General features: G+C 64.7%; 11 protein-coding genes. 9 read left to right on the top strand and 2 right to left on the bottom strand.

All coding sequences use genetic code 11. The annotated features are described in order from the left end of the window. Positions 1-103: 103 nt before the first annotated feature. Positions 104-814, bottom strand: coding sequence for a Crp/Fnr family transcriptional regulator (locus FBZ93_RS26100; protein WP_246667645.1), 711 nt, complete (start codon positions 812-814; stop codon positions 104-106). Positions 815-1,361: 547 nt separating this feature from the next. Between FBZ93_RS26100 and FBZ93_RS26095 the strand changes: the two genes are divergently transcribed. The 6 genes from FBZ93_RS26095 (at position 1,362) to FBZ93_RS26070 (ending at position 8,224) form a co-directional block, all read left to right on the top strand. After that, positions 1,362-2,960, top strand: a complete 1,599-nt coding sequence (locus FBZ93_RS26095; RefSeq protein ID WP_146989747.1) for a flagellin — start codon at positions 1,362-1,364, stop codon at positions 2,958-2,960. 389 nt (positions 2,961-3,349) lie between these two features. Next, positions 3,350-6,079, top strand: a complete 2,730-nt coding sequence (locus FBZ93_RS26090) for a hybrid sensor histidine kinase/response regulator (RefSeq protein ID WP_146989745.1) — start codon at positions 3,350-3,352, stop codon at positions 6,077-6,079. A gap of 23 nt (positions 6,080-6,102) precedes the next feature. Beyond that, positions 6,103-6,576, top strand: a complete 474-nt coding sequence (locus tag FBZ93_RS26085; protein ID WP_146989743.1) for a chemotaxis protein CheW — start codon at positions 6,103-6,105, stop codon at positions 6,574-6,576. Between the two features lie 43 nt (positions 6,577-6,619). Then, positions 6,620-7,009 (top strand): response regulator, encoded by a 390-nt coding sequence (locus FBZ93_RS26080; protein WP_050426204.1) that lies wholly within the window; start codon positions 6,620-6,622, stop codon positions 7,007-7,009. A gap of 36 nt (positions 7,010-7,045) precedes the next feature. Beyond that, a complete protein-coding gene (locus tag FBZ93_RS26075) occupies positions 7,046-7,903 on the top strand; it encodes a CheR family methyltransferase (protein ID WP_146989741.1) in 858 nt (285 codons plus the stop codon). Positions 7,904-7,906: 3 nt separating this feature from the next. Next, positions 7,907-8,224, top strand: coding sequence for a PilZ domain-containing protein (locus FBZ93_RS26070; RefSeq protein WP_146989739.1), 318 nt, complete (start codon positions 7,907-7,909; stop codon positions 8,222-8,224). 161 nt (positions 8,225-8,385) lie between these two features. Here FBZ93_RS26070 and FBZ93_RS26065 read toward each other — a convergent pair whose 3' ends face one another. After that, positions 8,386-8,694 carry a hypothetical protein gene (locus FBZ93_RS26065; RefSeq protein ID WP_146989737.1) on the bottom strand — a complete coding sequence of 103 codons (309 nt, stop codon included), beginning with the start codon at positions 8,692-8,694 and terminating at the stop codon, positions 8,386-8,388. 153 nt (positions 8,695-8,847) lie between these two features. Here FBZ93_RS26065 and FBZ93_RS26060 point away from each other — a divergent pair, with 153 nt between their 5' ends. From FBZ93_RS26060 to FBZ93_RS26050, 3 genes are all read left to right on the top strand, one after another. Further along, positions 8,848-9,480: a response regulator transcription factor gene (locus FBZ93_RS26060; RefSeq protein ID WP_050426207.1), complete on the top strand. Its 633-nt coding sequence runs from the start codon at positions 8,848-8,850 to the stop codon at positions 9,478-9,480. Positions 9,481-9,739: 259 nt separating this feature from the next. Then, positions 9,740-11,479: an L-arabinonate dehydratase gene (araD, locus tag FBZ93_RS26055; RefSeq protein WP_146989735.1), complete on the top strand. Its 1,740-nt coding sequence runs from the start codon at positions 9,740-9,742 to the stop codon at positions 11,477-11,479. A 99-nt stretch (positions 11,480-11,578) separates the two neighbouring features. Continuing rightward, positions 11,579-12,298 carry a ribonuclease activity regulator RraA gene (locus FBZ93_RS26050; RefSeq protein ID WP_050632107.1) on the top strand — a complete coding sequence of 240 codons (720 nt, stop codon included), beginning with the start codon at positions 11,579-11,581 and terminating at the stop codon, positions 12,296-12,298. Positions 12,299-12,467 lie beyond the last annotated feature (169 nt).

The raw sequence follows: 12,467 nt of genomic DNA, 5'->3' as shown, positions 1-12,467 counted from the left end.
TTCTGGCACGTCCGGGTTCCGATGGAAACACATCCCGGTTCCATTAGGAATGCGCTGATCGCCGCAGCCTCACATTATCCGCGGCGGCATGAGGTCGCTGCGATCAATCTTCCGGCCCGATCAATTGTTCGGCGTGCGCCTTGACGGTCGCATAACATTCGCACGCCGCCTTCCGCAGGCCGTCGATATCGGTGATTTCAATATGGCCGCGGCTGTAACGCAGGATGCCGGCCTGCTGAAATCCGTGCGCAACGATCGAAACCGCATTGCGCCGCACGCCGATCATCTGCGCCAGCATCTCCTGGGTCAGCGGCAAGGCTTCGCTGCCGCACAGGTCGCGTGCGCGCAGCAGCCAGCGCGACAGCCGCGCCTCCACCGGATGCGAGACGTTGCAGGCGACGGATTGCTGCGTCTGCGCCATCAGCGCCTGCTCATAGAGCGCAACCAGGGTCCGGAACTCGGCGCTGCGATCGGCCGCCTCGCGGAAATCCTCCGCCCGCACCACCGATGCCGTGCCCGGCACCACGACGATCGCGTCCGCGAGCAGCGGCCGCTCATGCAGGGCGGCGGACGCGCCCACGGCGCCGTCGCGACCGATGGTTGCAATCTCGACGGATTGCCCGTCGGACAGATTGATCATCATCGAGACCACGCCGGCGTGCGGGAAGTAAACCCGCTGCACCGGTGCGCCGGCATCGGCGAGCGCCGTTTCCTTGGTCAGGTCGACGGTTTCCAGAAGAGGATGAAGTTGCGCGTATTCCGCTGGGGGAAGTGCTTGCAACAGACGATTGGGCGGGCGCGTTACCGCGGACATTGGAGCTCCTGCCGAGGGCGGGAGCACTACGGTCTCGCATCACCTACTCTTGGCGTGTGGAGTGCGACCATAGCTTGCCTGTCCAATAGCACAAGGGTTGTAGTGTGAACCTTATACCCTCTAGGGGGCAGACGATGGGCATTACATCCGCCTGCGCGGCGATTCGAACGAGGCGCATCCCGGCAAAGATGTTGCGGCATTGTCTCGCATTTATTGATTTGCATTAACTCTAATGCGCGCCCAGGTGTGCGTCTTCATGATCGCCGTCGCGGCTTTCGAAAGCGCCCGCCCGGCGTCGCAGGCATGCGGCAAGTCCCGTAAAGGCGAGGACAATTTCGCCGCCACGAGATTGATCCGGCGCCGACCGGGCGCCGCTCGACCGTGCGCCGGCGCCGGCGGACGTCAAATTACCGGCAAAAGCCGTTCTGGGTATTTGTACGGAGCAGCCCTTTAACGAACGGGTAGCGCGGACGGACCAGTGTGGCACCGGTCGCCGTGCGAAATTTACGGCGTCGCGTCAATCGTGTTCATCCAGAAGGGTATCAGTATGTCCGGCATCGTCCTCTCGGCATCGGTCCGTCAAAATCTGCTTTCGCTGCAGTCGACGGCCGACCTGCTCGCCACCACGCAGAACCGCTTGTCCACCGGCAAGAAGGTCAACACCGCTCTCGACAACCCGACCAACTTCTTCACGGCGCAGTCGCTCGACAACCGCGCCAGCGACATCAACAACCTGCTGGACGGCATCGGCAACGGCGTGCAGGTGCTGCAGGCCGCCAACACCGGCATCACCTCGCTGCAGAAGCTCGTCGACAGCGCCAAGTCGGTCGCCAACCAGGCGCTGCAGGCCGCGGTCGGCTATTCCCAGAAGTCGCAGGTGACGACCGCCACGATCACCGGCGCCACCACCGACGATATCCGCGGCACGGCTACCTACACCAGCGCCACCCTCGCTGGGTCGGTCGTCAACAACCATCTCTCGACGCCCGTGCCGATCACGGCCGCCACCAAGCTCGTCAGCGCGACCAACGCCGATACCCTGGCGGCGACTCCGACCGGCACGATCAGCGTCAACGGCAAGTCGATCACGTTCTCGACCTCGCAGACCACCTCGACGACCGATGCGTCGGGCAATGTGACCCTCGGCACCGGCGCAGGCAGCAACCTGACCGTCGGCGACCTGCTCACCGCGATCGACGGCATCACGGGCGCGACCACCGCCTCCACCGTGTCGGCCGGCGCGCTCCAGATCAGCACCGGCACCGCGCAGGATCTCAACATCTCCGGTTCGGGGCTGGCCGCGTTCGGCCTCACGGCGGGAACCACGGCACGCACCGTGGCGACGCCGTCACCGCTGGATGGCTTGACGCTCACGATCGGCGCGACCGGCAACGGCACCGCCACCAACATCACGTTTGGCAGCGGCGCAGGCCAGGTGAAGTCCCTCAACGACCTGAACACGCGTCTGGCGGCCAACAACCTGCAGGCCTCGCTCAGCGCGGGCGGTGCGCTCACCATCAGCACCACCAACGATGCTGCGTCCGCGACCATCGGCACGATCGGTGGCACGGCAGCCGCTTCCGGCAAGCTGTTCAACGGCCTCGCGGGCAGCGCCCCGGTGCAGGATCCGAATGGGCTGTCGAACCGCGCCAACCTGGTCAATCAGTACAACAACATCCTGGACCAGATCACCACCACTGCCCAGGACGCCTCGTACAACGGCATCAACCTGCTCAATGGCGATCAGCTCAAGCTGACCTTCAACGAGACCGGCTCCTCGACGCTGAAGATCCAGGGCGTTACCTTCGATGCCTCCGGCCTCAACCTCACCAAGCTGACCGCCGGCACGGACTTCATCGACAACGCTTCGGCCAACGCCACGCTGAAGACGCTCAACAGCGCGAGCGGCCTGCTGCGCACCCAGGCTTCGACCCTCGGTTCGAACCTGTCGATCGTGCAGATCCGCCAGGACTTCTCGAAGAACCTGATCAACGTGCTGCAGACCGGCTCGTCCAACCTGACGCTGGCCGACACCAACGAGGAAGCGGCCAACAGCCAGGCGCTGTCGACCCGCCAGTCGATCGCGGTGTCCGCGCTGGCGCTGGCCAACCAGTCGCAGCAGAGCGTTCTGCAGCTGCTCCGCTAAGCGTAGCCGCAACAGATATCGACTATCGAGGCGGCGGGGGAAACCCCGCCGCCTTTGCTTTATGCGCGATCGACCTTCCGCCCGGCTTCAACCAAAGGGCGATCCGGCTTTGATGCAGGCCGCCGCCATGCCGCGAATGTTTCGCTCGGCTTAGCGGCAGTGCGATTTCATTTGATTCAAATTGCGATGACCGATGGAACGGGCTCTTTCCCGTCCGGGTGGTAAGGGCCTGTCGGTGCGAGACTGGCCGTGACGTCGTGAGGCATCGTCAACCTCACGTAGTTCATCGTCCGTATTTGCACGGACGGCAAAATTAACGTCACCGTGAAGCCGGTGAGGTTATCGATGCGAGGCGACCGTTCCGCAGCACTTTGAGGGGGCCTTTTCCGATGGACGATCTGTTGCGCGAGTTCCTGACGGAGAGCAGCGAGAGCCTGGATACGGTCGACAACCAGCTGGTGCAGTTCGAGCAGGATCCGAACAACGCGAAGATCCTGGACAACATTTTCCGCCTTGTGCACACCATCAAGGGGACCTGCGGGTTCTTGGGCCTGCCGCGGCTGGAAGCGCTGGCGCATGCCGGCGAGACCTTGATGGGCAAGTTCCGCGACGGCATGCCGGTGAAGGCGGAAGCCGTGACGCTGATCCTGTCCTCGATCGACCGCATCAAGGAGATCCTGGGCGGGCTCGAGGCGACCGAAGCCGAGCCCGAAGGCAACGACCGCGACCTGATCGATCAGCTCGAAGCGATGGTCGAGCGCGGCATGGCGGCAATGACTGCCGGCGAGGTTGCTGAAGGGGACGTGCCGGTCGTCGAGGCGCCGTCCGTGCAGGCTGACATGACCGAAGGCACGCTGGTGGTGCAGACGCTGGAGCGCCCCTTACGTCCGGGCGAGGTCTCGCTCGACGAGCTCGAGCGCGCCTTCCGCGAGACCGAGACCGAAGTGGCGGCGCCTGCACCAGCTCCTGCCGCGAAGGCCGTTGCAGCCGCAGCCCCCGCCGCCGAGCCGGCCGAAGCCGCCAAGAAGCCGGCCCGCAAGGCCGCCGCCGAAGATGTCCAGGAAGGCGACAAGATCGCCAACCAATCGATCCGCGTCAACGTCGACACCCTCGAACACCTCATGACCATGGTCTCCGAGCTGGTCTTGACCCGCAACCAGCTGCTCGAGATTAGCAGGCGCAACGAGGACACCGAGTTCAAGGTGCCGTTGCAGCGGCTCTCCAACGTCACCGCCGAGCTGCAGGAAGGCGTCATGAAGACGCGGATGCAGCCGATCGGCAATGCCTGGCAGAAGCTGCCGCGCATCGTCCGCGACCTCTCCGGCGAACTCGGCAAGCAGATCGAGCTGGAGATGCACGGCGCCGACACCGAGCTCGACCGCCAGGTGCTCGACCTGATCAAGGATCCCCTGACGCACATGGTGCGCAACTCCGCCGATCATGGCCTCGAGACCACCGCCGAGCGCCTCGCCGCCGGCAAGCCAGAGCAGGGCACCATTCGCCTAAGCGCCTATCACGAAGGCGGCCACATCATCATCTGCATCGCCGACAATGGGAGAGGGCTCAACACCGAGCGGATCAAGGCCAAGGCGCTCCAGAACGGTCTCGTCACCGAGGCTGAACTGGAGAAGATGACCGAGGCCCAGATCCACAAGTTCATCTTCGCGCCGGGCTTCTCGACCGCAGCCCAAGTCACCTCGGTGTCCGGCCGCGGCGTCGGCATGGACGTGGTGCGCACCAATATCGACCAGATCGGCGGCACCATCGACATCAAGAGCGTGGCCGGCGAGGGCGCCAGTGTCACCATCAAGATCCCGCTGACCTTGGCGATCGTCTCCGCGCTGATCGTGGAAGCCGGCGGCGACCGTTTTGCCATCCCGCAGCTCTCGGTGGTCGAGCTGGTGCGGGCCCGCGCCAACTCCGAGCACCGCATCGAGCGGATCAAGGACACCGCAGTGCTGCGGCTGCGCAACAAGCTGCTGCCGCTGATCCATCTCAAGAAGCTTCTGAAGATCGACGACGGCGCCACCACCACCGATGCCGAGAACGGCTTCATCGTGGTGACGCAAGTCGGCAGCCAAACTTTCGGCATCGTGGTCGACGGCGTGTTCCACACCGAGGAGATCGTGGTCAAGCCGATGTCCACCAAGCTGCGGCACATCGACATGTTCTCCGGCAACACCATTTTGGGCGATGGCGCCGTGATCATGATCATCGACCCCAACGGCATCGCCAAGGCCTTGGGCGCCTCCGGCTCCTCCGCCCATGACATGGCCGAGGACAACGCCAGCAGCCATGCCGCGAGCGGCGAGCAGCTGACCTCGCTTTTGGTGTTCCGCGCCGGCTCCTCGCAGCCCAAGGCAGTGCCGCTCGGCCTCGTCACCCGCCTGGAAGAGATCGCAACCGACAAGATCGAGCTCTCGAACGGCCGCTACATGGTGCAGTACCGCGAGCAGCTGATGCCGCTGGTGCAGATGGCCGGCGTCGAGGTGCAGTCGCAAGGCTCGCAGCCGATCCTGGTGTTCGCCGACGACGGCCGCTCGATGGGGCTCGTGGTCGACGAGATCATCGACATCGTCGAGGAAAAGCTCAACATCGAGGTCGCGGGCTCGCAGGACGGCATTCTGGGCTCGGCCGTGATCAAGGGCCAGGCCACCGAGGTGATCGACGTCGGCCACTTCCTGCCGATGGCGTTCGCCGACTGGTTCTCGCGCAAGGAGATGCGCCCCTCGGCTAGCGCGCAGTCGGTGCTGCTGGTCGACGATAGCGCGTTCTTCCGCAACATGCTGGCGCCGGTCTTGAAGGCTGCCGGCTACAAGGTGCGGACCGCGGGCGGCGCGCAGGAAGGGCTCGCCGCGCTGCGCTCGGGGCAGGCGTTCGACGTCGTGCTGACCGACATCGAGATGCCCGAGATGAACGGCTTCGAGTTCGCCGAGAACATCCGCTCTGACCACAATCTCAACCAGCTGCCGATCATCGCGCTGTCGGCGATGGTGTCGCCGGCGGCGATCGAGCGCGGCCGGCAGGCCGGCTTCCACGACTACGTGGCCAAATTCGATCGTCCCGGGCTGATCGCGGCGCTGAAAGAGCAGACCGCCGAGATCCGGAAGGCGGCATGACGGGATCCAGGGAAACAACATCGATGACCAGCAAGACCGAGAGCAGTGAAGGCGCGATGGCCGAATACGTCACCGCCGTGATCGGCGGACAGCTGTTCGGCCTGCCGATCTCGCGGGTGCAGGACGTGTTCATGCCGGAGCGGCTGACGCGGGTGCCGCTGGCCTCCAGCGAGATCGCCGGCGTGCTCAATCTGCGCGGCCGCATCGTCACCGTGGTCGACATGCGCGCCCGGCTCGGGCTGCCGAAGGCCGACGACGGCAAGCTGCCGATGGCGGTCGGGGTCGACCAGCGCGGCGAATCCTATGGCCTGTTGATCGACCAGATCGGCGAGGTGCTGCGGCTGCCCGACGACAGCCGCGAGGACAATCCGGTCAATCTCGATCCCCGCATGGCCAAGCTCGCCGGCGGCGTCCACCGCCTCGACGGCCAGCTCATGGTCGTCCTCGATGTCGATCGCGTGCTCGAACTGGTGCCCAGAACAGCTGCTGCAGCGTAACGCTCCGCCGCGGAGACGGCGGACTCTACAAGGAGGCCAACACATGAAGACATGTCTTGTCGTCGACGATTCCGGTGTGGTGCGAAAGATCGCGCGCCGTATCCTTGAAGGAATGGAATTCACCGTCATCGAGGCCGAGGACGGCGCGGTCGCGCTCGAGGCCTGCAAGCGCGCGCTGCCGGACGCGGTGCTGCTCGACTGGAACATGCCGGTGATGGACGGCTTCGAATTCCTCGTGCAACTCCGCCGCATGCCGGGCGGCGACGTGCCGAAAGTGGTGTTCTGCACCACCGAGAACGGCATCGACCACATCTCGCGGGCGCTGCATGCCGGCGCCAACGAATACATTATGAAGCCGTTCGACAAGGACATCGTGATCGCGAAATTCCAGGAAGTTGGCCTGCTGGCGCTCGATACGCCGGCCGAAGCCTGACACCCAGTTTCACCCTTTCGTCCTTGCGAGGCTCCCGTGACGCCCCCCGACTACGAGTATCTGCGTAAACTCCTGAAGGACCATTCCGGTCTCGATCTGGCTGCGGACAAGCAGTACCTGATCGAGAGCCGCCTGCTGCCGCTGGCGCGCAAGAGCGGATTGTCCGGCATCCCCGACCTGGTCGCCAAGATCAGGGCCGGCTCCTCCACCCATACGGTTCAGGTGGTCGAAGCCATGACCACCAACGAGACGTTCTTCTTTCGCGACAAGGTGCCGTTCGATCATTTCCGCGACACCATCATGCCTGAAGTGCTGAAGGCGCGCGCCGCGCGGCGCAGCGTCCGGATCTGGTGCGCCGCCGGCTCGACCGGTCAGGAGCCCTATTCGCTGGCGATGTGCCTCAAGGAGATGGGCGCGGCGCTTGCGGGCTGGCGGGTCGAGATCATCGCGACCGATCTGTCGCAGGAGGTGCTGGAGAAGTCGAAGGCCGGCATCTACAGCCAGTTCGAGGTGCAGCGCGGGCTGCCGATCCAGATGCTGGTCAAGTATTTCAAGCAGTCGGGAGAACTCTGGCAGATCAATCCCGAGTTGCGCGCGATGGTGCAGCACCGTCAGCTCAATCTGCTGCACGACTTCTCCCAACTCGGCACTTTCGATGTGATCTTCTGCCGCAACGTGCTGATCTATTTCGACCAGGACACCAAGATCAACATCTTCAACCGTCTCGCCCGGTTGATGGAGGCCGACGGCTTCCTGGTGCTCGGCGCCGCCGAAACCGTGGTCGGCCTGACCGACACGTTCAAGCCGCTCCCCGAGCGCCGTGGCCTGTACCGGCCGAGCGGCGTGCGGGCGGCGCTGGCGATGCCGCGGCCTGCCATGGCGGTCGGATACTGAGCGATGACGGAGGACGGCAAATCCATCGAGCGAGTTACGTTCAGCCGGGGCGTCGATGTCTGCATCATGGCCATCGACGGCACCTGGCGGCGCGACTGTCAGCTCAATGCCATCTCCGACAATGACGCGGCGTTGACCGTCGAGGGTTCCATTCAGGGGCTCAACCTGAAGGAGTTCTTCCTGTTGCTGTCGTCGACCGGGCTGGCCTATCGCCGCTGCGAACTGGTCCGCGTCAACGGCACCGAAATGGACATCAGCTTCCTGAAGGGCAAGCCGACCAAGCGGCGGTCGGGCTCCGACGAAGAGCGGGCCAGGGCCTGACGCCAAGGGTTGTCAACAAAGGGCGGATGCCAAAGCCTGACCGGGCTGAGCGGGCCGTACCTAGTGGAAATCAGGAATTGGAACGGATCGTCGCCTCGACGGTTGGGCGTCGGGGCAATCTGCGCTGACGTGTCGAGCCCGGCGGTGGCCGGTACGGCCGGTCAGTTCAGCAAGCGCGCCGGTGCCTCTGAATCGCGCAGCCGATCAAGCGCCATGCCGATGCCGGCGTCGCAGGCTTTCAGGGTCGTGGAGGCGACGGCGTAGCGTGGGGTGACGTCGTCGAGCACGAAGATGTTGGCGGCGGCGTCCTGCTCGGCCAGAAATGCCTCGCGCGCGATCGCCGCCTCGATCAGCCGCAGGCTCGCCTGGACATGGCCGATCAGCGCGACCAGGTCCGTCACGATCAGGCTGTAGGGATCGTTGCCCTCGTCCAAGCACACCGCAACGCCGTCCGCCGCTGCATTTTCCATGCATGTTTCTCCACTGCCCCCACTTTTAGGGAACGCGGTGCTACTTGTGCGTTAAGCGGACGTCCCGTACAAATACGGGTCCATTGATAGAGATGGTCGAACTGGTTCTTGTGCAGTCTGGGTAGCACGCTTCACCACTGATGGACGATGCATATGGTTGAGAATGGCGCTCCTCGCGGGGAAATCTTCGTAGTCGACGACGAACCCGCCGTTCGCGAGACGCTTTCCGTGGTCCTTTCGACCGCCGGTTACAAGGTGATCTGCTTTGCGGACGGCGCCGCGCTGCTCGCGGTGGCGCGCAGCAGGACGCCGGCCTGCATCCTGCTTGACGTGCACATTCCCGGTAAATCCGGCCTCGATATCCTGCGGGAGCTGCACGGCGAGGACTACCCGGCGCCGATCTTCATGATTTCCGGCCAGGGCGACATTCAGATGGCGGTCAGCGCCATCAAGAACGGGGCGCTCGATTTCATCGAGAAGCCGTTCCGCGGCAACGAGATCGTCAGCCGCCTGAATGAGGCGATCGACGCCTATACCAGGCGCCAGGCCGAGACCTCGGCGTCGCGCATCGCTTCGCTGCATTTCCCGGGGCGCGAGCCGCTGACCCGTCGCGAACGCGAGGTGCTCGAGCAATTCACGGCGGGTGCCTCCAACAAGGAGGCCGGGCGTCACCTCGGGATCAGCCCGCGCACGATCGAGGACCACCGCGCCAACATCATGAAGAAACTCGGCGCGCGCAATGCCGCCGATCTGGTCCGCATCGTGATGACGGCGCAGCAGAAGTAAGCCGAGGCGGGCCAGGGCCGACCAAGGCCGGTTGACGTGCCGATTTCCAAATTGCGGAGTTTGTGCGCCGCACGCTCAGCGGGCGGTGCGGGCTGGTCCCGATTTGCGAAATAGGCGCGGACGGCGGACGGCACGTCTGCGCCGCGCGCGGGACGACACGTCCGGAATTCCTGTATATCCGTGGCGCAGGGCATGCGCGCCGACGGCGCGCGCGAGCAATGTCGACACACGCACGACCAAAACACATGGCGCATCCAAGATGACCAAGAAGAACAAGACCCCGGATCAATTGCGCAGCGCGCGCTGGTTTGCGCCTGACGATTTGCGCGCCTTCGGCCACAGATCGCGCGCGATGCAGATGGGCTACGCGCCGGAGGAATGGCGCGATCGGCCTGTCATCGCGATCATCAACACCTGGTCGGATGCGCAGCCCTGCCACATGCACTTCAAGAGCCGGGTCGATGACGTCAAGCGCGGCGTGCTGATGGCCGGCGGCTTTCCGCTGGAGCTGCCGGCGCTGTCGCTGTCGGAATCGCTCTTGAAGCCGACCACGATGCTCTACCGCAACATGCTGGCGATGGATGCCGAGGAGCTGCTGCGCGGCCATCCGGTCGACGGCGTGGTGCTGATGGGCGGTTGCGACAAGACGACGCCCGGGCTGCTGCTGGGGGCCACCAGCATGAACCTACCGGCGATCTATCTGCCGGCCGGGCCGATGCTGCGCGGCAACTGGAAGGGCAAGACGCTGGGCTCCGGCTCGGATGCCTGGAAATACTGGGACGAGCGCCGCGCCGGAAAAATCTCCGACAAGGATTGGGTCGACATGGAAGCCGGCATCGCCCGCAGCTTCGGCACCTGCATGACCATGGGCACCGCCTCGACCATGACCGCGATCGCCGAAGCCATCGGCATGACCTTGCCCGGCGCCTCGTCGATTCCTGCGGCCGATGCCAACCATATCCGCATGAGCTCGGAGGCCGGCCGCCGCATCGTCGAGATGGTGTGGGAGGATCTGACGCCGCAGAAGATCCAGACGCGAAGAGCCTTCGAGAACGCGATCACGGTCGCGATGGCGATGGGCTGCTCGACCAACGCCATCATCCACCTGATTGCGCAGGCGCGCCGCGCCGGCCAGGACATTTCGCTCGACGACTTCGAGACCGCGAGCCGCAAGGTGCCTGTCATCGCCAATGTGCGGCCGAGTGGCGACCTCTATCTGATGGAGGATTTCTTCTACGCCGGCGGGCTGCCCGGCCTGATGAACCGGATCAAGCAGCATCTGCATCTCGACTGCATGACCGTGTCAGGCAAGACGCTCGGCGAGAACATCGCAGGCGCCGAGGTTCACAACGACGACGTCATCCGCACTGTCGAAAATCCGATCTACAAGGAGGGCGCGCTCGCGGTGCTGAAGGGCAATCTCGCGCCGGATGGTTGCGTGATCAAGCCGAGTGCCTGCGATCCGCGCTTCCTCAAGCACACCGGGCCGGCGCTGGTGTTCGACGACTATCCGTCGATGAAGAGGGCGGTCGACGACCCCGATCTCGACGTCACGGCAGATCACGTCTTGATCTTGCGCAATGCCGGCCCGCAGGGTGGGCCGGGCATGCCGGAATGGGGCATGCTGCCGATCCCGACCAAGCTCGTGAAGCAGGGCGTGCGCGACATGGTGCGGCTGTCGGACGCGCGGATGAGCGGCACCAGCTATGGCGCCTGCATTCTGCACGTCTCGCCGGAATCCTTTATCGGCGGCCCGCTGGCGCTGGTCAGGAACGGCGACCGCATCACGCTCGACGTGGCTGCCCGCACCATCGATCTCGACGTGCCGGAGGCGGAGCTCGCCAAACGCCGCGCCGAATGGAAGCAGCCCGAAAAGCGCTTCGAACGCGGCTATGGCTGGATGTTCTCCAAACACATCAAGCAGGCCAATGAAGGCTGCGACTTCGATTTCCTCGAGACCGGTTTCGGCAAGCCGGTGGGCGAGCCGTCGATTTATTAGTCCCTGTCGTTCCGGGGCACGCGAAGCGTGAACCCGGAACCTCGAGATTCCGGATTCGATGCTCACGCATCGCCCCGGAATGACAACCCGGATGAACCCATGTCAAAACTCAGCGACACCACCCGCAACAAGCTGAAATCCGTCTCCACCGCCACTGTCGCCACCGCGCTATTCAAGCGCGGCTTGCGCATCCAGATGATCCAGGATGTGCATCCGCTCGGTCCGGATCAGCCGACCATGGTCGGCGAGGCCTTCACCCTGCGCTACATGCCGGCGCGCGAGGACCTCAACACGATCGAGGTGTTCCGCGATCGCGCGCATCCGCAGCGCAAGGCGATCGAGGATTGCCCGCCGGGTGCGGTGCTTGTCATGGACAGCCGCAAGGATGCGCGCGCAGCGTCGGCCGGCGCGATCCTGGTGACGCGGTTGATGAAGCGCGGCTGCGCCGGCGTCGTCACCGACGGCGGCTTCCGCGATTCCGCCGAGATCGCGCGGCTCGGCTTCCCGGCCTTTCATCACCGCCCGAGCGCGCCGACCAACCTGACGCTGCATCAGGCGATCGAGATCAACGTCCCGATCGGCTGCGGCGATGCGCCGGTGTTTCCCGGCGACGTGATCCTCGGCGACAGCGACGGCGTCATCGTGATCCCGGCGCACCTCGCCGACGAGATCGCCAACGAGACCTTCGAGATGACCGCGTTCGAGGATTTCGTCACCGAGCAGGTCCAGAACGGCCGCGGCATTTTTGGTCTCTATCCCGCGACGGATGAGCAGACGCTGAAGGACTTTGCGGTCTGGCGGAAGGCGAAGGGGCGGTAGCGTCACCCTCCACCCGTCGTCCCGGCGAAGGCCGGGACCCATAACCACAGGGCGGAGTTTGGCGAAGACTAGCAGTGCCGTGGTGCTGCGACTTCCTTGCTCGATGGATCACGCGGTATGGGTCCTGGCCTTCGCCAGGACGACGATGAGGAGAAAGCTGTGCACACCA

This window comes from Bradyrhizobium macuxiense, from assembly GCF_007993935.1.
GTDB lineage: Bacteria > Pseudomonadota > Alphaproteobacteria > Rhizobiales > Xanthobacteraceae > Bradyrhizobium > Bradyrhizobium macuxiense_A.
Note: the sequence above shows the minus strand (reverse complement) of the source record. Positions and strands in the feature narration are given on the sequence as shown.